Annotated in this window: 22 protein-coding genes and 1 tRNA gene; 6 read left to right on the forward strand and 17 right to left on the reverse strand. The window is 69.9% G+C overall.

Translation table 11 applies throughout. From position 1 onward, the window contains the following. Positions 1–132: 132 nt before the first annotated feature. Both ACFY10_RS15965 and ACFY10_RS15970 read right to left on the reverse strand, forming a co-directional pair. Positions 133–206 (reverse strand) — tRNA-Met (locus tag ACFY10_RS15965). A gap of 41 nt (positions 207–247) precedes the next feature. Beyond that, positions 248–3181 carry a UPF0182 family protein gene (locus tag ACFY10_RS15970; protein WP_390666174.1) on the reverse strand — a complete coding sequence of 978 codons (2934 nt, stop codon included), beginning with the start codon at positions 3179–3181 and terminating at the stop codon, positions 248–250. A gap of 163 nt (positions 3182–3344) precedes the next feature. Between ACFY10_RS15970 and ACFY10_RS15975 the strand changes: the two genes are divergently transcribed. Then, on the forward strand, positions 3345–3887 hold the full coding sequence (locus ACFY10_RS15975; RefSeq protein ID WP_390665715.1) for a PPA1309 family protein: 543 nt from the start codon (positions 3345–3347) through the stop codon (positions 3885–3887). Between the two features lie 43 nt (positions 3888–3930). Here the strand turns inward: ACFY10_RS15975 and ACFY10_RS15980 are convergent, their stop codons facing one another. From ACFY10_RS15980 to ACFY10_RS15995, 4 genes are all read right to left on the reverse strand, one after another. Then, positions 3931–5025 carry a PDZ domain-containing protein gene (locus tag ACFY10_RS15980; protein WP_390665716.1) on the reverse strand — a complete coding sequence of 365 codons (1095 nt, stop codon included), beginning with the start codon at positions 5023–5025 and terminating at the stop codon, positions 3931–3933. A gap of 56 nt (positions 5026–5081) precedes the next feature. Then, on the reverse strand, positions 5082–5246 hold the full coding sequence (locus tag ACFY10_RS15985) for a hypothetical protein (protein WP_390665717.1): 165 nt from the start codon (positions 5244–5246) through the stop codon (positions 5082–5084). Between the two features lie 119 nt (positions 5247–5365). Further along, positions 5366–5827: a molybdenum cofactor biosynthesis protein MoaE gene (locus ACFY10_RS15990; RefSeq protein WP_390665718.1), complete on the reverse strand. Its 462-nt coding sequence runs from the start codon at positions 5825–5827 to the stop codon at positions 5366–5368. Positions 5828–5945: 118 nt separating this feature from the next. Next, entirely contained in the window at positions 5946–7058 is a 1113-nt protein-coding gene (locus tag ACFY10_RS15995; RefSeq protein WP_390665719.1) for an SDR family oxidoreductase, read from the reverse strand. A gap of 192 nt (positions 7059–7250) precedes the next feature. Between ACFY10_RS15995 and ACFY10_RS16000 the strand changes: the two genes are divergently transcribed. Then, positions 7251–8717, forward strand: coding sequence for a zinc-dependent metalloprotease (locus ACFY10_RS16000; protein WP_390665720.1), 1467 nt, complete (start codon positions 7251–7253; stop codon positions 8715–8717). Beyond that, a complete protein-coding gene (locus tag ACFY10_RS16005) occupies positions 8714–9235 on the forward strand; it encodes an NUDIX hydrolase (RefSeq protein ID WP_390665721.1) in 522 nt (173 codons plus the stop codon). Before ACFY10_RS16000 ends, ACFY10_RS16005 begins: the two co-directional genes overlap by 4 nt. A gap of 64 nt (positions 9236–9299) precedes the next feature. Here the strand turns inward: ACFY10_RS16005 and ACFY10_RS16010 are convergent, their stop codons facing one another. The 4 genes from ACFY10_RS16010 to ACFY10_RS16025 all read right to left on the reverse strand — a co-directional run bounded on the left by ACFY10_RS16010 (position 9300) and on the right by ACFY10_RS16025 (position 13141). Beyond that, complete coding sequence (locus tag ACFY10_RS16010; RefSeq protein WP_390665722.1) at positions 9300–10055, reverse strand: AIM24 family protein; 756 nt, start codon at positions 10053–10055, stop codon at positions 9300–9302. 18 nt (positions 10056–10073) lie between these two features. Then, a complete protein-coding gene (locus ACFY10_RS16015) occupies positions 10074–10754 on the reverse strand; it encodes an AIM24 family protein (protein WP_390665723.1) in 681 nt (226 codons plus the stop codon). Positions 10755–10765: 11 nt separating this feature from the next. Then, the gene (locus ACFY10_RS16020) at positions 10766–12427 is read right to left on the reverse strand and encodes a TerD family protein (protein ID WP_390665724.1); all 1662 of its coding nucleotides are present in this window, start codon (positions 12425–12427) and stop codon (positions 10766–10768) included. A 117-nt stretch (positions 12428–12544) separates the two neighbouring features. Beyond that, complete coding sequence (locus tag ACFY10_RS16025; RefSeq protein WP_390665725.1) at positions 12545–13141, reverse strand: M48 family metallopeptidase; 597 nt, start codon at positions 13139–13141, stop codon at positions 12545–12547. Between the two features lie 254 nt (positions 13142–13395). On the opposite strand from ACFY10_RS16025, the gene ACFY10_RS16030 reads away from it, so the two are divergent. Together ACFY10_RS16030 and ACFY10_RS16035 are read left to right on the forward strand one after the other, a co-directional pair. Further along, the gene (locus ACFY10_RS16030) at positions 13396–14628 is read left to right on the forward strand and encodes a TOMM precursor leader peptide-binding protein (RefSeq protein ID WP_390665726.1); all 1233 of its coding nucleotides are present in this window, start codon (positions 13396–13398) and stop codon (positions 14626–14628) included. Next, positions 14621–15988 (forward strand): ABC1 kinase family protein, encoded by a 1368-nt coding sequence (locus tag ACFY10_RS16035; RefSeq protein ID WP_390665727.1) that lies wholly within the window; start codon positions 14621–14623, stop codon positions 15986–15988. The genes ACFY10_RS16030 and ACFY10_RS16035 overlap by 8 nt, the downstream gene beginning before the upstream one ends. Positions 15989–16064: 76 nt before the next feature. Here the strand turns inward: ACFY10_RS16035 and ACFY10_RS16040 are convergent, their stop codons facing one another. The 5 genes from ACFY10_RS16040 to ACFY10_RS16060 all read right to left on the reverse strand — a co-directional run bounded on the left by ACFY10_RS16040 (position 16065) and on the right by ACFY10_RS16060 (position 19960). Next, positions 16065–16274 (reverse strand): hypothetical protein, encoded by a 210-nt coding sequence (locus tag ACFY10_RS16040; RefSeq protein WP_390665728.1) that lies wholly within the window; start codon positions 16272–16274, stop codon positions 16065–16067. A gap of 135 nt (positions 16275–16409) precedes the next feature. Next, on the reverse strand, positions 16410–16733 hold the full coding sequence (locus ACFY10_RS16045; RefSeq protein ID WP_390665729.1) for a hypothetical protein: 324 nt from the start codon (positions 16731–16733) through the stop codon (positions 16410–16412). Then, positions 16730–17098, reverse strand: coding sequence for a WhiB family transcriptional regulator (locus ACFY10_RS16050; RefSeq protein ID WP_010984500.1), 369 nt, complete (start codon positions 17096–17098; stop codon positions 16730–16732). The genes ACFY10_RS16045 and ACFY10_RS16050 overlap by 4 nt, the downstream gene beginning before the upstream one ends. Before the next feature lie 175 nt (positions 17099–17273). After that, positions 17274–17600, reverse strand: coding sequence for a hypothetical protein (locus ACFY10_RS16055; protein ID WP_390665730.1), 327 nt, complete (start codon positions 17598–17600; stop codon positions 17274–17276). A 164-nt stretch (positions 17601–17764) separates the two neighbouring features. Beyond that, positions 17765–19960: an ATP-dependent DNA helicase UvrD2 gene (locus tag ACFY10_RS16060; protein ID WP_390665731.1), complete on the reverse strand. Its 2196-nt coding sequence runs from the start codon at positions 19958–19960 to the stop codon at positions 17765–17767. A gap of 183 nt (positions 19961–20143) precedes the next feature. Here ACFY10_RS16060 and ACFY10_RS16065 point away from each other — a divergent pair, with 183 nt between their 5' ends. Further along, positions 20144–20386, forward strand: a complete 243-nt coding sequence (locus ACFY10_RS16065) for a mycoredoxin (protein ID WP_390665732.1) — start codon at positions 20144–20146, stop codon at positions 20384–20386. Between the two features lie 121 nt (positions 20387–20507). Here the strand turns inward: ACFY10_RS16065 and nudC are convergent, their stop codons facing one another. Together nudC and ACFY10_RS16075 are read right to left on the reverse strand one after the other, a co-directional pair. Then, entirely contained in the window at positions 20508–21452 is a 945-nt protein-coding gene (nudC, locus tag ACFY10_RS16070; protein ID WP_390665733.1) for an NAD(+) diphosphatase, read from the reverse strand. 156 nt (positions 21453–21608) lie between these two features. Further along, the gene (locus ACFY10_RS16075) at positions 21609–23012 is read right to left on the reverse strand and encodes a dipeptidase (RefSeq protein ID WP_390665734.1); all 1404 of its coding nucleotides are present in this window, start codon (positions 23010–23012) and stop codon (positions 21609–21611) included.

Genomic DNA, 23012 nt, shown 5'->3' on the forward strand with positions numbered 1-23012 from the left:
ATGCCCACAGAGAGACAAGTCAAACACAGTTCTCCCAACTCCCCACAGCGGCACGTCCATCCCCCGGGTCGGCACATGCGTTCGCACATCACGAAGGCCCGGATCCTGTTGGATCCGGGCCTTCGACTTCAGTAGCGGGGACAGGATTTGAACCTGCGACCTCTGGGTTATGAGCCCAGCGAGCTACCGAGCTGCTCCACCCCGCGTCGTTGTGTGCCAACCGTACCACGACGCGGGACGGGCATGATCAGCCGCTGCCTGAGCTGCTGCTCGGGCTCGGACTGCCGCTCGGACTGGGGCTGCTGCTCTTGCCACCGCCGCCGCTCGTCTTGCCGGCCTTGGACTGCGCGTCCTCGGCCCGCTTGAGCGCGGCCTGGAGGTCCTTCTGCGCCTGGCCGTACGCCTGCCAGTCGCCCTTCTTCAGGGCTTCCTGACCGGCGTCGAACGCCTTCTGGGCGTCATTCAGCGCCTGCTGCACCGTTGGATTGCTGGACGTCGGCGGGCTGGTGGTCCCCTCGTCCGGTGGCGGTGTGGTCGAACTCTCCGCTCCGAAGACCTTGTTGAGGGCCTGGTCGAGGGTGTCCTCGAAGGCGGTCTTGCCGCCGTAGGTCACCAACACCTTGCGCATCAGCGGGTACTTGAGTCCACCACCGCGTACGTAGACCGGCTCCACATAGAGCAGTCCTCCGTCGAGCGGCACGGTCAGCAGGTTGCCGTACTCGATGTCGGAGTCGCCGCCCTTGAGGAGTTTGATCGCGGAGGCGATGTCCTGTTCGGAGTTGAGCTGGCTCTGGACCTGTTTGGGTCCGTCGACCGTCGTGCTCGTCGGCAGTTTCAGGACTCTGATCCGGCCGTAGTCGCTCGACCCCGCATCGGCGTCGACCGCCATGAACGCGCTGAGGTTGTCGCGGCCGTTGGGCGTGAAGGTCGTGGTCAGCGAGAACGCCTGGGAGGCCTGGTCGGGCATCTTCATGCTCAGGTAGTACGGCGGCACCGCGTTGCCCGACTTGTTGGTCGGGTCGGCCGGCACCTGCCACACCTCGCTGCCGGTGAGGAAGGTCTGCGCGTCCGTGACGTGGTAGCGGGTGAGCAACTCGCGCTGCACCTTGAACAGGTCCTGCGGGTAGCGCAGATGGGCCAGCAGGTCGTTCGAGATGGCGGTCCGCGGCTTCACCGTGCCCGGGAAGGCCTTCATCCAGGTCTTCAGCACCGGGTCCTGGGTGTCCCACTGGTAGAGCTTGACCTCGCCGGTGTACGCGTCGACGGTCGCCTTCACCGAGTTGCGGATGTAGTTGACCTGGTTCTGCTGGGCCACCACCGCGCGGTTGGTGTTGGTGGCGGTCAGCGAGTCGGCCGTCGTATCGCCCAGGGTCGTACGGGAGGCGTACGGGTATCCGTTCGTGGTCGTGTACGCGTCGACGATCCACTGGATCCGGTGGTTGACCACGGCCGGATAGGCGTCGCCGTCGATGGTCAGCCAGGGCGCCACCGCCTCGACGCGCTCCTTGGGCGTGCGGTTGTACAGGATCCGCGAACCCTCGCCGATCGCACCGGAGTAGAGGATCTGCGGCTCGTTGAACGCCACCGCGTACGCGGCCCGGTTGACCGGGTTGGCGAGGTTGACCCCGCTCTTGCCCTGGTAGCTGGTGGTCTTCTCACCGCTGTCGTCGGAGTAGTCGATCTCCTTCTGGGGACCGCCGACGATCGAGTAGGTGGTGGTCTTCTCGCCGTAGTAGATCTGCTGCTGGTACTTCCCCAGGTCACCGGTGGACGGCAGATCGGACTCGGTGAAGACGGGCTGGCCGTCCTCGGCCTCGGTGCCCTTGGCGGCGACCACGCCGTAGCCGTGGGTGTAGCGGAAGTGGTCGTTGATCCAGTTGTTCTTCGGAATGCCGTTGAGGTTCAGCTCGCGCAGACCGATGACCGTGTCCTGGTCCTTGCCGTCCTTGCTGTACCGGTCGACGTCCAGGTTGGTCGGGAACGCGTAGTAGTTCCTGATCTGCTGGAGCTGCTGGAACGTGGGCGAGACGATGTTCGGGTCCAGGATGCGGATGCTCGCCGTGGCGTCGGCGTCGTCGCGCAGCTTGGTCTTGTCCGTGGTCTTGCTGGTTCCCGAGTAGTCGGAGACCTTGGCGCCGTCGATGCCGTACGCCTCACGCGTGGCCTTGAGGTTCTTCTGGACGTACGGCGCTTCCTTGGCCTGCTCGTTGGGCTGGACCTGGAACTTCTGGACGATCGCCGGGTACAGACCGCCGATGAGGATCGCCGAGAGCACCATCAGGCCGAAGCCGATCACGGGCAGCTGCCAGGTGCGGCGCCACAGGGTGGCGAAGAACAGCAGTGCGCAGATGACGGCGATGCAGAACAGGATCGTCTTGGCCGGCAGGTAGGCGTTGGCGTCGACGTACCTCAGGCCCGTCCAGTTGTCGGTCGCCTTGAAGTCGCTGGACTTCACCGCGAGGCCGTACCGGTCGAGCCAGTACGCGACCGCCTTCAGGGCGACGAAGATGCCGAGCAGCACCGAGAGATGACCGGTCGCGGCGGCGGTGGCACGCGCGCCCGGGGAGGTGATCCTGAGGCCGCCGTACAGGTAGTGGGTGAGCGCGGCGGCGATCAGCGACAGGATCGCGGCGGCGAAGCCGAAGCCGAGCAGGAAGCGGTACCAGGGCAGGTCGAAGGCGTAGAACGAGACGTCGAGGTGGAACTGCGGGTCCTTCTGGTGGAAGGGCACGCCGTTGACCCACATCAGCCAGGTGCGCCACTGGCTGGACGCCGAGGCACCGGCGATCAGACCGACCAGGGCGGTGATCCCGAGCAACAGCCAGGTCTTGTACGGGGCGATGCCCATCCGGTAGCGGTCGAGGCTCTGCTGCTCCATCGACATGGCGCTCAGCGGCGGTCGCAGCCGGTGCGCCAGCCAGATGTTGAAGCCGACCGCGAGGGCCATCAGCAGGCCGAAGACGAAGAACAGTCCGATCTTGGTCCACAGGGTCGTGGTGAAGACGGACGAGTACTTCACGGAGCGGTACCAGAGCCAGTCGGTCCAGAAGCCCGCGAACATGGTGAACGCCATGCCGAGTACGGCAAGGACGCCCAGTGTCATGAGCAGGGTCCGGACTCGCCGGGACGGGCGGCCCACTCTGATCCGTGGCCCCGTCGGGCCTCCGCCGCGGTCCGGCATCTGGAAAGCCAAGGTGCGCACCTCGAAGTCGCTGTCGGTTCGTCAGGCCCGCGTGTTCGTGGACCTTCCGTGGCCCCCCGTGATCGTGGGCCCACACCTATGCAACTTACTCACCGTTTACTCGGTTCCCGATTCCGGCCATGAACGAGGCAGGATTGTGACCATGTCCAACACACCCATGGCAGCGAGCCCCCTCACCCGGGCCGTACTCGAGATCGACGAGTACGCCTCCGGCCTCGGCTGGGACCAGCCCGCGCGCCTCTTCGCCCTCGTAGACACCGCTCGGCTGCGGTCCCAGGAACCCGCCCTCGCGGCCCAGCTCGGCCTGGCGGACGAGCCCGACACCACCGCTCTCACCCCGGTCGAGCAGGACGAGATCCCGGCCGGCAAGGCGCTGGACGAGTTCCTCGCCACGATCGCCTGGCCCGACGCCGTGGCCGGCTGCGCGCTCACCGTGGAGCGGCTGATGCTGCCGCCGTCCGCCGAGGCCCAGGTCCCCGAGGGGCTGGACGAGGCCGGGCTGGCGAAGTGGGTGGCCCGGCACCCGGACCGTCAGGAGGTCCGGATGACGGTGGCGGTGCTGCGCGACGGCGCCCGCGACTCGGCTCTGCGGCTGCGCGAGAAGGACGCGCCGACGGAGGTCCTCACGGGCTCCGACCTGGTGCCGGGCCTGGCGGAGGCCCTGGCGGCGACGTTCGAGGAGTAGTCCTTCCCCATCCTGCCTGCTCAGCCCTGCGTGGCCCCTCGGGCTACTTGGCCGTGCACTTCGGCAGGTCGGAGGTCTTGCCGGTGCGGATGTCCTTCAGCGCGCCGAGGGCGTCGCCGATGGCGTTCACCTTGACCAGGGTGAGCCCACTGGGGGTGTCCTTGGCGGCGGCCTTGCAGTTGTCGGCCGGCGTCAGGAAGTACTGGGCGCCCTTGTCGCGCGCGCCGACCGTCTTCATCTCGATGCCGCCGATCGGGCCGACCTTGCCGTTGTCGTCGATCGTCCCGGTGCCGGCCACGAACCTGCCGCCGGTCAGGTTGCCCGGCGTGAGCTTGTCGTAGATGCCGAGCGCGAACATCAGACCGGCGCTCGGCCCGCCGACGTCGGCGAGCTTGATGTCGATGGTGAACGGGAAGGTGTGGTCCGTCCCCGCGGAGATCCCGACGATGGCGCGCTTGTTGCCGCTGTCGTCGGAGGTGGTGGTCGTGATCGTGATGTTCTGGGTCCTGGTCGCCGTCGTGTTCTTCTTCTCGGCGGCGGCCTGCTCCTTGGCGGGCACGACCGTGAAGACCACCTTCTGGCCGGGCTTGTGCTTGGTCACGAGCTTGGCGACGTCGGCCGGCTGCTTCACGGCCGTACCGTCGACGGCCTTGATCACGTCTCCGGCGTGCAGCCTGCCCTGCGCCGGGGAGCCCTTGACCACGGTCGAGACGATCACCCAGGTCTTCACCGGGATGCCGAGTTCCTTCAGGGCGGCGACCTTGGCGCTCTCCTGGGACTGGCTGAACTCCTCGGCGTTCTCCTGGGTCGACTGCTCCTCGGTCTTGCCGTCCGGGTAGAGCGTGTCGTGCGGCACGACCTTGCTGTCGTGGGCCAGCCAGCCGTAGACGGCCTCGACGAGGTTCATCTTGTAGTCGGCGCTGGTGACCCGCACGGTGGTCATGTTCAGGTGCCCGTCGGCCGCGTAGGTCTTGCGTCCGGAGATCTGCAGCACCGGCTCGCCGTCGTGGTTCCCGAGCGTGTTCACGGTCGGTCCCGGGGACATCTCCGAGTACGGCACGGGGATGAAGACTCCCGCGCACAGGAGCGCGATCAGCATCAGGGTGGAGGCGAGCATCGTCGCGGTGCGGCGTGGCATGCCAAGACAGTACGGGAAGGTCCTGTCAACGCACCGTCAGCCCCACCTCTGTCATGTCACGTACCGGAATGGGGCTTCTCCATGGCCTCACGGAAGCGGGCGTACCCGTCGAGCTCGGGCCCGTCGCCGCGCGCTTTCCGGGTCCGGTTGGCCCAACTGCCCCACAGCCCGGCGCCGATCGCTGCCATCAACGGAATCAACAACCACAGGAGCGCCCCCATGCCGACCTCCCGACCCCGGTGAGCGACTGCGAAAACTGACTGATCAGCAGATTAACCAGCCACACTGAGAACGCTGACGCCAGGGGTGCAGTTACGCAACCCGGGGGAGGCGGAGGGGTTCAGCAGGCCCCCACCCATTCCTCCGTACCATCGGAGAAGGTCTGGTGCTTCCAGATGGGCACCTCGTGCTTGAGATCGTCGATCAGCTTCCGGCAGGCCTCGAAGGCCTCGCCCCGATGCGGGCACGAGACGGCGACGACCACGGCGAGGTCCCCGACGGCCAGGTCACCGATCCGGTGCACGGCGGCCAGGGCGCGCACCGGGTATTCGGCCACGACCTTCTCGGCGATCCGCCGCATCTCGGCCTCGGCACTGGGGTGGCACGAATAGCCGAGCCGGTCGACATCGGCACCCCCGTCGTGGTTCCGCACGGTCCCCACGAACAGCGCGGTTCCCCCGGCGGCGTCGTCCCCGACGGCCTTGAAGACCTCGTCCAGGGAGAGCGCGGTCTCACGGACGGCGATCAGCTTGACGGGGTCCTGCGCGGCCTGCTCGCCGGGATGGTCGTTGGTGGGTGCCATGCGTCCATCGTGCCGCACGCCGCTGACAACCCGGAATAGACGTTTCACCCGGCACGCGCGTGTGCGGGCTTGGAGTCTCCTACAGGGCTTGCTGTCAGATGCGGTACAGGGCTCGCTCTCAGATCCGGCGCCGGGCCTTCCGGGCCCGTCGTACGACGGCCGCCGCGCCCAGCAGCGCCACCGTCGCACCCGCGGCCCCGGCCGCCGTGGCGTCCTTCCGGCCCAGCCGCCGGCCGGCGACCGTGTGCCTGCCGGAGACCTCCTCCAGGAGTTCCGCGAGCACTTCCTCGTTGGTCCACTGCGGCCGCCAGCCCGCGTCGTGCAGCCGGCTTCCGCTGACCACCCAGGGGTACATCGTGTACGCCAGGTCCCCGGCCGGGGACGGCGTCAGGCCGATCCGGTGCAGCCGGGCCGCCGCGCCCAGCGCGACAGCCGACGGCAGTTCCATCCGCCGGATCCCGCTGAGCTCCTCGACCTCCTCCTGCTCCAGCCACCCGTCGCACCCCACGGTGAGTTCCCCGTCGACCTTCTCCAGGACGGCGTACTCCAGGGCGCTGCACAGGTCCTCGACGTGGCAGAACTGCCAGGCGGGCCGCGACCCGGCGACGACAAGCAGCCGGGGCGACTCGAAGTACCTGGTCAGCGCGGTGTCCGTGCCTCCGACCAGCACCGCGGGCCGTACGACGGTGACATTGAGTCCCGGATGCGCGCGCGGAGCGCGCCGGGCGAGCCGCTCGATCTCCAGCAGGTCCCCGACGCCGGTGGCCTCGGCGGTGGCCCGCAGCTCCGCGTCCTCGGACAGCGGCAGCTCGTTGTCGGGCAGCGCCCCGTACACCATGGCGGACGTGCACAGCACGACCCGGTGGATGCCGGCCGCGGCGGCAGCGGTCAGAACGGTCTGCGTCCCCCGTACGTTGTAGGCCGTACGGGCGGCAGGATCGGTCTCCAGATCGAGATCGAGCGCCAGATGCACCACCACGTCGGCGCCCCGCAGCTTGTCCGCGATGGCCGGATCCCGTACGTCGAGGATGTGCCACTGCGCCCCCGTGCACTCGCCGCGCCGCTCGTCGATGGCGATGACCTGCTTGATCTCGTCCGAGGCGACGAGCCGCTCGGTGAGCAGCGCACCGATGCCGGACGCCGCGCCGGTGACCGCGACGACGGGTCCGCGGACTGTCGACGGGGTTGACTCGTTTCGCGCTGCGCGAACCTGCGGATCTGGGGAACTCACCGGGCGTCTCCAGCGGTTGTCTTCAGTAAGAACGCGAGTGACGCGTCCGTACCAGGTGGCATCCATCCTGCCGCAGGCCAAGAGTCGGCGAAGCACCGAGGCCCGAACCGCCCGCGGTGTCTACGCTGGGTGGTGTTATCGGGCAGTCGTGCCGTCGGAGACAACCGGCGGCCTTACCAGCCGAGGAATCCCGTGAGTGACACCCCATTCGGATTCGGCCTTCCGCCGGAGGAGCCGGAAGACGGCGACGAGGGCAAGAAGAAGGACCAGGAGAGCGGTGGTGGTCAGGGACCGGCCAACCCGTTCGGTTTCGGCGGGCTGCCCGGGGCCGGAGGCTTCGGCGGCCCCGGTGCCGACAATCCGCTCGCTGCCATGTTCGGTTCGCTGAACCCCACCGACCTGGGCGCCGCCTTCCAGCAGCTGGGCCAGATGCTCTCGTACGAGGGCGGCCCGGTGAACTGGGAGATGGCCAAGCAGATCGCCCGCCAGACGGTCTCCCAGGGCACCCCTGACGGCACCAAGGACGCGAGTGTCGGCCCCGCCGAGCGCACCGCGGTCGAGGAGGCCGTCCGCCTGGCCGATCTGTGGCTGGACGACGCGACGTCGCTGCCGTCCGGTGCCGGCTCCGCGGTGGCGTGGTCCCGCGCGGAGTGGGTGGAGGCGACTCTGCCCGCGTGGCAGGAGCTCGTCGACCCGGTCGCCGAGCGCGTCGGCGCGGCGATGGGCGACGTCCTGCCGGAGGAGATGCAGGCCATGGCGGGCCCGCTGATCGGCATGATGCGCTCCATGGGCGGCGCGATGTTCGGCACGCAGATCGGGCAGGCCGTCGGTGTGCTCGCGGGCGAGGTCGTCGGTTCCACCGACATCGGCCTGCCGCTCGGGCCGGTCGGCAAGGCCGCGCTGCTGCCGGTGAACATCGAGGCGTTCGGCAAGGACCTGGGCGTGCCGAAGGAGGAGGTGCGGCTGTATCTCGCCCTGCGCGAGGCCGCCCACCAGCGCCTGTTCGCGCACGTGCCGTGGCTGCGCTCGCACCTGTTCGGCGCGGTCGACGGGTACGCGCGCGGGATCAAGGTCGACACGGCCAAGCTGGAGGACGTGGTCGGCCAGTTCGACCCGCAGAATCCGGACCAGCTGCAGGACGCCCTCCAGCAGGGCATGTTCCAGCCGGAGGACACGCCCGAGCAGAAGGCGGCCCTGGCCCGTCTGGAGACGGCACTGGCGCTCGTCGAGGGCTGGGTCGACGCGGTCGTCCACGCGGCCGCCAAGCCGCGCCTGTCGTCCGCGGACGCGCTGCGGGAGACCCTGCGCCGCCGCCGTGCGACGGGTGGGCCTGCGGAGCAGACGTTCGCCACGCTGATCGGCCTGGAGCTGCGCCCGCGCCGCCTGCGTGACGCCTCCCGTCTGTGGGCGTCCCTGACGGACGCGCGCGGGGTCGACGGCCGGGACGCCCTGTGGTCCCACCCGGACATGCTCCCGACGGCCTCCGACCTGGACGACCCGGACGGCTTCGTGCACCGCGAGCAGCTGGACTTCTCCGAGCTCGACAAGATGCTCGGCGAGGCGGCGGGCGGCGGCGCGGTGGAGAAGCCGAACCTGAAGAAGGACGACCCTTCCCAGGACGACGACAAGGGCAACGACAACGGCGACGGCACCGAGTGAGCCTGTACGACGACGCGGTCCTCGTCCTGAAGGGGTACGAGGACCAGGAAGAGCTGCGCCAGGCCTATCTGGACCACTTGGCCGCCCATCCGGACGGCATGTGGAAGGCCTGTCACGCGGGCCACGTCACGGCGAGCGCCCTGGTGATCGATCCCTCCCGTGAGCGGGTTCTGCTGACTCTGCACAAGAAGCTGCGGATGTGGCTGCAGATGGGCGGCCACTGCGAGCCGGGGGACGCCACGCTGGCGGCCGCGGCGCTGCGCGAGGCGACCGAGGAGTCCGGGATCGCGGCACTGACGCTGCTTCCGGGCGGCCCCGTGCGGCTGGACCGGCATCCCATTCCGGCGCCCTGCCACTGGCATTTCGACGTCCAGTACGCGGCCCTGGCACCGCCAGGGGCGGTCCAGGAGATCAGCGACGAGTCGCTCGACCTGAGCTGGTTCGCCTACGACGAGGTGGCGGACGTGGCCGACGAGTCGGTCGTACGGCTGCTGGAAGCGACGCGCGCCAGGCTGTGAGCGACGGCAACGTGTAAGGGGCGCCCGCTGCTGCGTGCGCCCCTTACGTTGGTTTACTGGACGTTCAGCTCCAGACGTTCCCCTGGTTCTGCGCCCGCGCCCCGTGCTGCCCCATGCCGTACTGCGCGGCGAGGCCCTGCCCGATCTGGGCGTTCTGCGGCGGCAGCAGCTCACTCGGCTGGACCAGCGCGAAACCACTGCCCATGAAGCTGAGCTCCCAGCCCTCTCCGGTGTTCCCGCGGCGCCGCCACACCCCCGAGGAATGGGTCTGGGCCTGCATCTGGACGCGCAGCCCGGTCGACCAGGCGACGATCGCGTCGGCGTCGCAGTTGACGTACTTGTCGGGCGTGACCTGCATCATCAGCGGCGCACCCGAGGTCATCAGTGCGACCTTGCCGCGGCCGGTGATGTTGAGCTGGTACTTCCCGGAGCCGGAGATGCCGTAGAGGCTGTCGACGGCGATGACCTCGTGGTGCAGCGAGGAGTCCATCGCGAGGACGTAGCTGCTGTCGACGGTCAGCCCGTCCTGCTCCACGTCCACCACGTGGATGTGCTGGGCGAGGTTGGCGAAGTAGACCGTGCCCTGCCCGTGGCAGCGCATCAGGCTGAGGCCCTCGCCGGTGTACGCACGCGCGCGTGCCTGGTTGTTGCTCTGGTACTCGGCGTCGAACTCGACGAGCCCTTGGTAGGCGACCATGGTGCCCTTGCGGGCCAGGATGTCGTCGTGGCCCTCCAGGGTGACGCGCAGCATCTGCTTGTTCTGCAGGCTGTAGCGCTCCTGGGACTGCGAGTCGTTGAAGGCGAAAAGCGGACTCTGCATGGTGTCTCTGGCTCCCCCTCAGCCCCGGAACCGGAGGCGGTCGGTGCTGTCCTCGCTGGGCTGGACGACGACGATGCCCTGACCGGAGAAGGCCATCTGGTAGGCCTCGCCGCTGCCGCGGCCGATCAGCGACTGCGCCTTGAAGCTGCGCTTGCCCTTCACCTTCAGGTTCGGGGACCACGCGACGAGCGCGTCCGGGTCGACGTACGTCTCGTCCTCGCCGCCACCGCAGTCGACGACGATCGGCTTGCCCCGGGAGGTCAGCGCGACCCAGCCCTGCCCGGAGATCTTGGTGTTCCACAGGCCCTGGCCGGCGAACTTCGCCAGGCCCTTGACCCGCTCCACGCCCCAGGTGAGGGACGCGTCGAAAGCGAGCAGGTTGGTGGCGTTGACGGAGATGCCGTCGCCGCCCAGGTTGATGACGACGACGTCGGCGCCGTAGTCGGCGAGGTAGAGGAGGCCGTCGCCGGAGCACTTCATCAGGGGTGCGCCCTCGCCGGTCATCCAGTCGCGGGCGATCTGGCGCACGGCCGGCGGGTTGGGCTCGTACTGGATGAAGCCTTCGTAGGCGATCATCGACCCCACGCGCGCGAGGAGGTCGTTTCCGGTCTGCATGGCGACCTTCAGCATGTTGTTGCCGTGGTTCTCCATGCGGGCGGTGACGGGTGCGGGGGCGTAGCCCGCGAGTGGCTGGTTCATGACGGGCTCCCTCAGACCTCGTACGGCTGGACGACGATGAAGTTGCCGGGCGCGCCCCGGAACTGCAGGTTGACGCTCTCGCCGGTGTCGCCCGGGTAGGCGTTGCGGCGCATGCGGACCTGGCTGGAGACGATCACCTGGGAGGCTGCCGACCAGGCCACGACGGCGTTGGCGTCGGCGAACGTGGTCGGTGTGACCGGCAGCACGACGGGCGTGCCGTGCGTCTTGACGACGATGGTGCCGGTGCCCTGGAACTGCATCGTGAACAGCGCGCCCCCGGGGATGCCATGTCCCTCGATGCGGCGGACCTCGTACTGGAGGCTCTCGTCGAAGGCGAGGACGCTCTCGGCGGAGACGCAGATCGCGTCACCCTGGAGCTCGACGGGGTGCAGATGGGTGGAGTTCTCGGCGAGGAAGACCTGCCCCTGGCCGGTACAGCGCATCAGCTGCATCTCCTGGCCGGTGGCACTGCCCACGATCCGGCCGGCGAAGCCCGCGCCCTTGTAGTTGAAGTCGACCTTGCCCTGGTAGAGCACCATGCTGCCCTGGCGGGCCAGCACAGGCTGGCCGCCGATGCCGAGGTCGACGCGGATGAGTTTCTTGTTCTGCTGGGTCCAGCGCTGCCCGGTGGGCGTCTCCTTGAACATCTGGAGCGCGGCGCTCACCCCGGCGCCCTGAGGCGCGCCCTGGGGTACGCCCTGAGGCGCGCCATAGGGCGCCTGCTGCCCTGGGGCCTGTCCGAACGGGGGCTGCTGGCCGTAGCCGGGCGGCGGGCCCGGGGCGTGCGGGGCCTGCGGAGCCGGGGGCTGGGCGTAGCCGGGCGGCGGCGGTGCGCTCTGGCCGTACGGCTGCTGCTGGGGCGGCTGGCCGTAGGGCGCGGGCGCCGGGGCGGGGGGCGGCACCTGGGCGCCGCCGGGCGGGGCCATGGGCGCGATGATGGTGGGCGCGGCGTGCACATTCGGTGCGGGTGCGGGTGCCGGAGGCGGAGTCGTTCCCTGGGGCGGCGCGAAGCCCTGCGCGGCGGGCTGCGGAGCAGGGGCGGGCGCGGGGGCCGGGGCGGCCGGGGCGCCGAACGCGGGCGGGGCGAAGCTGGGAGCGGCTCCGGTCTGGGGCTGCTGCGGAGCAGGCGCCGCAGGCGCCTCCTCCTCCATGACCTCGCCGCCGAAGTTCTTCAGCAGCGCCTCCAGGCCGCCGTCGAAGCCCTGCCCGACGGCCGCGAACCGCCACACGTCCTTGAGGTAGAAGTCGCCCAGCATGACGGCCCGTTCGGTGGAGAACTCCGAGCCGTTGAAGGCGTACCGGGCCACCTCCTCGCCGCCTGCGACGATGCGGATGTATCCGGGGGCGATCTGCGACATCTGCCCGGCGCCGTCGAGCGTCGCCGTGAACGACAGCTTCTGGATCTGCGCCGGGATCCGGTCCAGCGTGATGCGGAAGGACTCCGTGTCGCCCGCCTGGGCGCCCAGCAGCTGAATGGACTCCTCGGGAGACTTCGGCTGGTTGAAGAAGACGAAGTAGCTGTCGTCCGAGAGCCGTTCGTCGGCGTCAAGACCGAAGCAGCTGATGTCGAAGGTCAGTCCGGGGCCGCTGATCTGCACGCCTACGTACAGATCGGTGCCCGCGGTGAGGTCACTGATCCTGGCCTTGTGGCCGCGTTGGAATTCCCTGGCCATGCGTAACGACCGTCCCCCATCCCGAATGCGAGTGCGTCGCGCCAGGTTAACGGCTAACTCGGACACCGGATGAAGTCGGTACAGACCCGGTACACAACCACCGCCCGGGGATGGCCGTCACTCCCCGCGAGCCCCCGGCAGGTGCGGCAACCGTTCGGCGGCGGCCACTCCTTCGAGGTAACCCCGGGCCCGTTCCGTGCGCGGATACGCTTCCAGGAGCCGCCAGAAGCGGGGACCGTGCCCCGGCACCAGCAGATGCGCCAGCTCATGGACGAGGACGTAGTCGACGACGTACTCGGGCATGCCCTGCAGCCGGTGCGACAGACGGATGCTGCCCTCGGACGGGGTGCACGAGCCCCAGCGTGTGTTCTGGTTGGTGACCCAGCGCACCGACGTGGGCCGGGCACGGCCGTCGAAGTACTGGACCGACAGCCGCTCGGCGCGCTCGGCCAGCTCGTCGTCACCGAGGACCCGTTTGCTCTCCTGGGCGGCCAGCTTGTCGAGCATGACGGTCACCCAGCGCTGCTCCTCCGCCTCGGACATCCGGGCAGGGATGAGTACGACGGTGCGATCGCCCTCGCGGTACGCGGAGACCGTCCGGCGTCGACGAGAGCTCCTGCGGACCTCGATCGCGCTCGCCCCCGAGCCGCTCGGCGGCTGGCTCGTCGTGCTGCGCTTTGGCGTTCCGGCGCGGTGCAGTGGGTCGGCGGGCACGCCCCGACGTTACCCGCTGCACACGGGGGAAGTCCCGGCTCCTGGACGGTTCCGTCTCGATCCGCCTCCGCGCGTTTGATTTGTACGACGAATACCCACCGCCTGTGGACAACTTTCGGCATCTGTCCGCCCCGCCGGGCATGCTGGTTCTCGCCGGGACAGCCACGACGGACCGTCGACCGACCATCGACCGCCCGCCGACCGAAACTCCACCGGCGGACGGGAATGTTCTACGAGGGCTACGGGGGCATGTCATGGATGCGATGGTTCCGCTCGCGCCAGTGGTGAAGCCCGCGCTCAGGCGCGGCTGGCGCGATCTCAACACCGTGCAGTTCGGGATGACACCGGCGCACGCACTGACGCTGGGTCCGGTGGACACGGCAACGGGCAGCTTTCTCGACCTGCTCAACGGCACCCGCGGGCTGCCCCTCCTACGCGAGGAGGGCCGCCGTATGGACCTGCCCGACGGTCATGTCGACAGACTGGTGCAGCGGCTGGCGCGGGCCGGCCTCCTGGACGACGCAAAGGGCGGCGGACCGGCCGCCGACGCACTGCGCGGCAAGAAGGACGTGCTCGCCCGGCTGCGCCCGGACCTCGCCTCGCTGTCCCTGATCACCACCGAACCGGGTGAGGCGATCAGTCTCCTCGCCGCGCGCCGCTCACTGCGCGTGCAGGTGCGGGGTGCGGGCCGCGTGGGTTCGGTGCTGGCCTCGCTGCTGGCGGGCGCCGGCATCGGGGAGGTCGACGTGCGGGACGTCGGCAAGGTGGAGGCGGGGGACGTGGCGCCGGGCGGACTGCCCGCCGAGTCCATCGGCGACCGCAGGGACGAGGCCGCCCGGCAGGCCGTACGCCGATCCGCCCCGGACCGGCGGCCACGCCGCGGCAACACGGCTTCGCCCCCGGACGGCGAGCCCGGCTTCTCCCTGGTGATCCTCGCCCCGCGCGACGACGTCGCCGTCCATGCCCCGGCGCCGTCCACCGCAGAACCCCTCATCGCCTCGGGTACGCCGCATCTGTACGCCGGTGTCGTGGACGCGACCGGCGTCGTGGGCCCCCTCGTCCTGCCCGGTGAGACGGGCTGCGCGGGCTGTCTGCACGAGGGGCGCACCGACCGGGATCCGGCCTGGCCCCGACTGGTGGCGCAGTGGCGCTCCGGCGCGCCGCGCCAGGCACGCCCCTGCGACCTGACGCTGGCCACTACGGTGGCGGGACTGGCGGCCGCACACGCGCTCGCGTTCCTGGACGGCCGGGTTCCCACGAGTGCCGGAGCACGCTGGGAGGTCTCCCTGCCCGCTCTGACCTGGCATGCACGGCCGGTCTGGGCCCATCCGGCCTGCCCTTGCGGCGCCGCGGAGAAACGTAAGGGAGAACACATCTCTGAGGACGAGGGGTCACACGAGACAATGAGGGGGCAACGGTCGCCGAAGGAGTTGTGCCGTACGGCAGAAGCGGCGCGGCCGGCAGGGACTTGGAGGGCGCATGTCTGATCTTCCCCGCAAGGCGGTCACCCGGACCGCCAAGCTCGCCGCGCTCCCGCTCGGCTTCGCCGGGCGGGCGACCTGGGGACTGGGCAAGCGGATCGTCGGCGAGTCCGCGGAGATCGTCGGCCGCGAGCTGCAACAGCGCACGGCGGAACAGCTGTTCAAGGTGCTCGGTGAGCTCAAGGGCGGGGCGATGAAGTTCGGCCAGGCCCTGTCGGTCTTCGAGTCGGCGCTGCCCGAGGAGGTCGCGGGCCCCTACCGTGCGGCGCTGACGAAGCTGCAGGAGGCGGCGCCGCCGATGCCGACCAGCACCGTGCACCGCGTGCTCGGCGAGCGGCTCGGCGCGGCCTGGCCCGACCTGTTCCTCGAGTTCGAGGACAAGCCCGCCGCCGCGGCCTCGATCGGACAGGTGCACCGCGGGGTGTGGCACGACGGCCGCGAGGTGGCGGTCAAGGTGCAGTACCCGGGAGCCGGCGAGGCCCTCCTGTCCGACCTGACCCAATTGAGCCGTTTCGCCCGCCTGTTGGGTCCACTCATCCCCGGCATGGACATCAAGCCTCTGATCTCGGAGCTCAAGGACCGCGTCTCGGAGGAGCTGGACTACGGTCTGGAGGCCCAGGCCCAGCAGGCGCACGCCGAGGAGTTCGCGGACGATCCGGACGTACTGGTGCCGGGTGTGGTCCACCAGTGCGACCAGATCCTGATCACCGAGTGGATCGACGGAGTCCCTCTCTCGGAGATCATCTCGGACGGCACCCGGGAACAGCGCGACCGGGCCGGTCAGCTCCTGGCCCGTTTCCTCTTCTCCGGCCCGGCCCGCACCGGCCTGCTGCACGCCGACCCGCACCCGGGCAACTTCCGTCTGCTGCCCGGCGGCCCGGGCGGCGAGGACGACTGGCGCCTGGGCGTCCTGGACTTCGGCACGGTCGACCGCCTCCCGGGCGGCCTGCCTGCGCCCATCGGCGACTCCCTGCGCATGACCCTCGACGGCGAGGCGGAGGACGTCTACGAACTCCTTTGCACGGAGGGCTTCGTCAAGGAATCGATCGAGCTGGACCCGAGCGCCGTCCTCGACTACCTCCTGCCGATCATCGAACCGGCCCGGGTCGACGAGTTCACCTTCACCCGCGGCTGGATGCGCAGCCAGGCGGCCCGCATCGCCGATCCCCGCTCCCCCGCCTACCAACTGGGCAAGCAACTGAACCTGCCGCCGGCGTACCTCCTGATACACCGGGTGACATTGAGCACAATCGGCGTGCTGTGCCAACTGGGGTCGACGGTGCGACTACGCGAGGAGTTGGAGGAGTGGCTGCCGGGGTTCGCCCTGGAGGAAGCCACTGAGGAGGAGCCGGCCGCGGAGGCGTGATCGGGGCTGCCGTGCTGCGTGTCCGAGGGGTGGGGTGGGGGCGGGGGCGGGGGGGGGGAGGCCCCAAAGGAGGGCCTCACCACCAGGCGGAGTCCAACCGCCCCTCGATCGCCCTGAGGTTCTCCCGTGAGCAGGTGTCGCAGAAGTAGTGGCGCGCGCCGTTTTCCACGGAGCAGGTCCAGGTGGGCTGTGGGCCCTCGGACCGGGCACCGCAGCGGGCACACACCAGGGGCCGGGGCTCCGCGAGGGAGCCTGAGTCGTCACTGCCTCCGGGAAGACTCGTCACCCGGTGACGATAACGCCGAGGTGGGTGGATCGCTGGCACAACGCACCGCGGGGGCCGGTCCGTTCGGACGGACCGGCCCCCGCAGGGAGCTACTGCCTCCCGGGGTCGGGAGGCCACCGCTTCGGGTGTGATCGGTTACTGCATGACCGCCATGGCGAGCGCGCGGCGGGCGCGCCGTGAGGCGCGCTCGGCCCGGCGCTGCATCCGGAGGGCGGTGGCCAGACGCACGGCCTGGCGTTCCCGCTCGGCCTCATGCAGTCGGTCGTGCATATGCGCACGAGCCAGGGCTTCTTGGATGAGTTGCATCTCTCGGGTCCTGTTCTGACGCGAGCCCGTCGCGCCTGTGGTGGTGAAATCTTCGATCGCGGAGCCGGCGGGCTCGTTGGTGGACGGCTTCATCGGGGCCTGCTTCTTGGGGTCGTTCGTGAGGGGGCGGTCGATCGTTCCTGTGATGTTCATGCCGTGACCGGGTTCTTGCGCGGGCGGCCACGCGGCCGCTTCCGGGCGACGACGACACCCTGGACGAACAGCTCGCCACCCCAGACGCCCCAGGGCTCACGCCGCTCCTTGGCGCCGGCGAGGCAGGCCTCGATCAGCGGGCAGGTGCGGCAGAGGGACTTGGCGTACTCGACGTCGGCCGGCGACTCGGCGAAGAAGACCTCCGGGTCGTAGGAACGGCAGGGGACGGGTACGCCGAGGTTCTCGATGGCGTCGTCGAGCGCGGTGAGCGCAGTGAGCGGGATCAAGGTGGAGTCCTCCGTGAGGCCGGGCGGGGGGATCGTTTCGGAAGGCGGTACGGACGGGGCGTGCGCTTCGAGTTGCACGGTTCGTCTTCCTCGTCTGGTCGTTCCGGCCCTGTTGGACCGGGTGGCGGCTGGTACCGGGTTCAGCTCTTGTCCCGAGGCCCCTTCGCTCCGTCGTCCCCGTTCGGGGCAAACAGAAGGGCCGCGGATCCCGGATGGGGTTCCGCGGCCCTGAAGGCGCCGGCCTGATCGGCGATCAGGCTGGATCACTCCAGGGTTCTGGCCCACGGAAGGCCCACATCAGGTGGTGCTGCGTCGTCTGCTTCCGGCTTCCGGCACCGGCCGCCGTAAAGGCATAGGCCTGCGCCTGTGCCACTACTGCTTCCAGTGCCTTGGTCGGTCGCTCATTGCGCTCACGGATGGGAAGACCCGCGAGAGAAACGGAGGTGGACGCCGGACGCGCGGCACGAATGCCGGACAGACCGGTGCCCTGGTTCGAGGCGCCGAGCATGCACAGGGAGGCGACGACCGAGCGATCGGTCATTTTGACGGTGCTGATGGAGCTGCTGTTGATGCTGATCACTGGACTCGCCTCCTCTCGGCGCTTCGGGGACTGGGGTGAGCCAGTCCGACGGATATGCAAGTAGAACACGGAATCGGGGCCTCCGAGAAGGCCTCCGTCCCCGTGGCTAAGAACCTATGGGGATTGCTGGGGCATGCGCAAACTATTTTTTCGACGAGTTTGAATCAGTCCCCTTCGTCCTGTTCTCCGGGCTCGCGACCTGCGCAGAGGGCCAGGACATCGGCCCCGTAGCGGTTGAGCTTGCGTACGCCGACGCCCGGGATCCGCGCCAGTTCGCCCTCCTCGTCGGGGGCGGCCTCGGCGATGGCCATCAGTGTCTTGTCGGTGAAGACGCAGAATGCGGGCTGTCCACTGCGCTGCGCCTGGTCCGCGCGCCATTCGCGCAGCCGCTCGTAGAGACCCTCGTCCATGTCGGAGGGGCAGTCCTCGCAGCGCATCAGTTTCATCTCGCCGGCGTCGGTGAGCGTGCGCCCGCACACCCGGCAACGGGCCGGGGTGCGCTGTGTGCGCCGGGGTACGGCGTCCGGTCTGCTCGTGAAGCCGCGCTCGACTCCCCCTGCGCCACTGGCCGCGGTGCGGCCGGCGGTGGCGGTGGAGCCCGGGCGCAGTCCGTCCAGGAAGCGGCTGGGACGGCGGTTCGGGCGGCCGCCCGGTGAGCGGGACAGTGACCAGGAGACGTGGAGGCGCTCCCGGGCCCGGGTGACACCGACGTAGAGGAGGCGGCGTTCCTCCTCGATCTGCTCGTCGGTCTTTGCGTAGGTGATCGGCATCATGCCTTCGGCGACGCCGACCAGGAAGACGACGTCCCATTCGAGGCCCTTGGCGGAGTGCAGGGAGGCCAGGGTGACGCCCTGGACGGTGGGGGCGTGCTGGGCGTTGGCACGCTCGTCGAGTTCGGCGACGAGGTCACCGAGGGTGGCGCCGGGTTTGGCGGCGGCGAAGTCGTGCGCGAGGTTCACGAGGGCGGCGAGGGACTCCCAGCGCTCTCGGACCGCGCCGGATCCGGCCGGGGGCCGAGGGGTCCAGCCCTCTCCCGACAGCACGGCACGCACCTGGGAGGGCAGGTCCACGGCGTCGTCGAGGAGGGAGTCGTTGCCGCCGAAGCGGGCCGCGCCGCGCAGGGCGACGCCTGCCTTGCGCACCTCGGGGCGGTCGAAGAACCGCTCGGCGCCGCGCAGTTGGTAGGGGACTCCGGCGTCGGCGAGGGCCTGTTCGTAGGTCTCGGACTGGGAGTTCGTCCGGAACAGGATGGCGATCTCGCTGGCCGGGACGCCCGCGTCCATGAGTTCGCGGATGCGGCGGGCGGCGCCCTCGGCTTCGGCGGGTTCGTCGGTGTACTCGGTGTAGCCGGGCTCGGGGCCCGCCTCGCGCTGCGAGATGAGCTCCAGTCGGTGGTCGGCGGCGCGGCCTCGGGCCTGGGCGAGGAGGCCATTGGCGAGATGGACGACCTGGGGGGTGGAGCGGTAGTCGCGGACGAGTTTGACGACGGTGGCTCCGGGGTGGCGGGTGCGGAAGTCGAGGAGGTGGTCGGGGGTTGCTCCGGTGAACGAGTAGATCGTCTGGCTGGCGTCGCCGACGACGCACAGGGTGTCCCGCTCGCCGAGCCACAGCTCGAGGAGGCGCTGCTGGAGGGGGCTGACGTCCTGGTACTCGTCGACCACGAAGTGCTGGTACTGGGAGCGGACCTGGTCGGCGATGTCGTGCCGGTCCTGGAGGATGGCGACGGTGAGCAGCAGGACGTCCTCGAAGTCGATGACGGAGCGGTCCCGTTTGAGGTCCTCGTAGACGGAGTAGAGCTGGGCGATCTCGGCCGGGTCGCGGGGGGTGTCGCGGCCGGCCTTGGCGGCGGCGGGGGCGTAGTCGGCGGGGACGGTCTGGGTGACCTTGGACCACTCGATTTCGGCGGTGACGTCCCGCAGCTCGCCGCGGTCGAGGCGGATGCGGCAGGCGGCGGCCGCGTCGGCGACGAGCTGGATCTTGCGGTCGACGAGCCGGGGCATGGAGCCGCCGACTGCTTTCGGCCAGAAGTACTGGAGCTGGCGCAGGGCGGCAGAGTGGAAGGTGCGGGCCTGGACGCCGGCCGCGCCGAGCTGGCGGAGCCGGCCGCGCATCTCGCCGGCGGCGCGGTTGGTGAACGTGACGGCGAGCACGCTGGAGGGCTGCAGGATTCCGGCGCGCACTCCGTAGGCGATGCGGTGGGTGATCGCTCGAGTCTTGCCGGTGCCGGCGCCTGCCAGTACGCACACCGGTCCGCGCAGGGCGGTGGCCACCTCGCGTTGCTCGGGGTCGAGCCCTTCGAGCACCGCGTCGGCAGAGTCCGGGACCTGCGGGAAGAGCGTGGAGTGCGTTGCTGCTGTCACATGGCCATGCTGCCAGGTCGCCGGAGACGGGTGCGGCGGTTGTCCACAGGCAGGTATCTGCAGTCGTACTAATGCGGCAGGCGTCACGTCCGGTGCGGTACCGCGTGTGGGAATGGTGGCCCTTTCAAGTACGTTCCATCACTGCGAACAAGCATCCCCGAGCAGCTGAGGAGTGCGAGAGACATGCCGGGCACTGTGACGATGTACAGCACCACGTGGTGTGGCTACTGCCGTCGGTTGAAGAGCCAGATGGACCGCGAGGGCATCACGTACAACGAGATCAACATCGAGCAGGACCCGGATTCCGCGGCTTTCGTGGAGAAGGCGAATGGCGGAAACCAGACGGTGCCGACGGTGCTGTTCCCGGACGGTTCGACGCTGACGAACCCGTCGCTGGCGCAGGTGAAGCAGAAGATCGGCGTGTAATCGCTCTGCTGCGGTCTGAAGGCGGTCCCTGAGTGGTACTCAGGGACCGCCTTCTGTGCTTCGCGTCACGACTGGTTCACATCACACCACCGGCTTGTCCCGGTGATCCGTGGCGTCGGCCTCAGATGAAGCTCCTCGTCGGCAGCGGCTTGCCGTACCACATCTCGATCAGGCGGGCCGCGATGGAGATGCCGTAGGGGGGCAGTACCTCGCCGGCCTCGAAGGCGGCGCCCAGTTCGTCCCGGGAGAACCAGCGGGCTTCGTGGATCTCGTCGCCGTCGACGTTGATCTCGGTCGAGGTGGCGCGGGCCATGAAGCCGAGCATCAGGCTGGACGGGAAGGGCCAGGGCTGGCTGGCGACGTACTCGACGGCGCCGACGGTAATGCCCGCCTCCTCGAAGACCTCGCGGCGTACCGACTGCTCGATGGACTCGCCGGGCTCGACGAAGCCGGCGAGCGTCGAGAAGCGGCCCTCGGGCCAGTGCACCTGGCGGCCGAGCAGGATGCGGTCGTCCTCGTCGGTGACGGCCATGATCACGGCGGGGTCGGTGCGCGGGTAGTGCTCGGCGCCGCAGGCGGAGCAGCGGCGGATGTGGCCGGCGGCGGCGATGACCGTGCGTTCGCCGCAGCGGGAGCAGAAGCGGTGGGTGCGCTGCCAGTTCTCCAGGCCGACCGCGTGCACCATCAGGCCCGCGTCGCGGGGCGACAGCAGTAGGCCGGCCTCGCGCAGGCCGGCGGGGCGCGCGGACTGGTCGATGCGGCCGGGCAGCGCGTCCTTCTGGAGGGCGAAGTAGCTGACGCCGTCCTCGTCGGTGCCCAGGAAGTAGCGGTGTGCTTCGGTCAGGGGGGCTTCGAAGGAGGGGGTCATGACGAGTTCGGTGCGGCCGTCGGCCGTCTCGTCGATGAGGACCTGGCCGCCGGAGACCACGAAGCAGCGGGTCGTGGGGTGGCTCCATGCCGCCGCGAGCCAGGCCTCGTCGAGCCGGTGGTGGGCGGCGCGGTCGATGCCGCTGGGGGCGGTGAGCGAGATGGGGCGGTCGGCGGTGTGGTCGGTCCAGGTGGTCACGGGTGCTTCCAACTCCCCCAGTGGAACGGATTGTTTCGGCGGGCGGTTCGGCGGGACGTACGGCGGGAGGCGACTCGATCCGGTGGGGCTGGGCGGTGCGGGGCAGCTCTTTCAGTGTGCCCCGCGCGCGGTGCCGCTACGGACGGCGCGGGGCGCTCAGGGTGCATGGCGCCATGTCTCGGCGAGGTCGCCCCACAGGTATGCGCTGGTCTCGACGCCTTTGAGGAGCAGGTCGAGCTCGACCTTCTCGTTCGGGGCGTGCCAGCCGTCGGAGGGGACGGAGATGCCCAGGAAGAGCACGGGTGCTCCGAGGACTTCCTGGAGGTCGGCGGCGGGTCCGGAGCCGCCCTCGCGCGTGAAGCGGACGGGCTTTTCGAAGGCGCGGCCCATTGCGCGGGCGACGGACTGCAGGGCGGGGTGGTCCAGCGGTGTCAGGCACGGGCGCGTGGCCGCGGCGAAGGTGATCTCGTACCGGATCCCGGCGGGCACCTGGTCGGCGGCCCACGCGCGGACGGCCTTCTCGATGTGGTCGGGGTCCTGGCCCGCGACCAGGCGGAAGGAGAGCTTGACCATCGCCGAGGACGGGATGATCGTCTTGCTGCCGGGGCCCTGGTAGCCGCCGCCGATGCCGTTCACCTCGGCGGTGGGGCGGGTCCAGATGCGCTCCAGGGTGGTGTGCCCGGCTTCGCCGTGGGTGGCGTACGACTTGGCGGTGCGCAGCCACTGCTGCTCGTCGAAGGGCAGTTCGGCGAAGAGTTTGCGCTCGCGGTCGGTGAGTTCGACGATGCCGTCGTAGAAGCCGGGGATCGCCACGCGTGCGTGCTCGTCGTGCAGGGCGGCGACGAGGCGGGCGGCGGCGGTGGCCGGGTTGGGGACGGCGCCGCCGAAGGAGCCTGAGTGGATGTCCTGGTCGGGGCCGGAGAAGTGGATCTCGCACTCGGCGAGGCCGCGCATGCCGGTGCACACCGTGGGGGTGTCCTCGGACCACATGCCGGTGTCGGAGACGATCACGGCGTCGGCGGTGAGCCGGTCCGCGTGCTGTTCGACGAGGGTGCGGAAGTTCGGCGAGCCGGACTCCTCCTCGCCCTCGATCAGCAGCTTCAGGTGGACCGCGGGGGCGGTGCTGCCGGTGGCGGCGAGATGGGCGCGGACGCCGAGTGTGTGAAAGAACACCTGGCCCTTGTCGTCGGCCGCCCCGCGCGCGTAGAGACGGTTTTCACGGACGACGGGTTCGAAGGGCTCGCTGTCCCAGCCGTCCTCGCGGGTGGCGGGCTGTACGTCGTGATGGCCGTAGACGAGGACGGTGGGCGCCGCGGGGTCGGTGGCGGGCCACTCGGCGAAGACGGCCGGGGCACCCGGCGTCTCCCAGACCTCGGTGGTCGTGAAGCCGGTCTCCTTGAGCTTGGCGGCGAGCCAGTCGGCGCTGCGGCGTACGTCGGGCGCGTGGTCGGGCTGGGCCGACACGGACGGGATGCGCAGCCACTCCGCGAGGTCGTCGAGGAAGGCGGCACGGTGCTGCTCGATGTACGTACGGACGGCGCTGTCCGGGGTCTGGCTCAT

It is taken from the genome of Streptomyces sp. NPDC001401, assembly GCF_042895385.1.
Classification (GTDB): domain Bacteria; phylum Actinomycetota; class Actinomycetes; order Streptomycetales; family Streptomycetaceae; genus Streptomyces.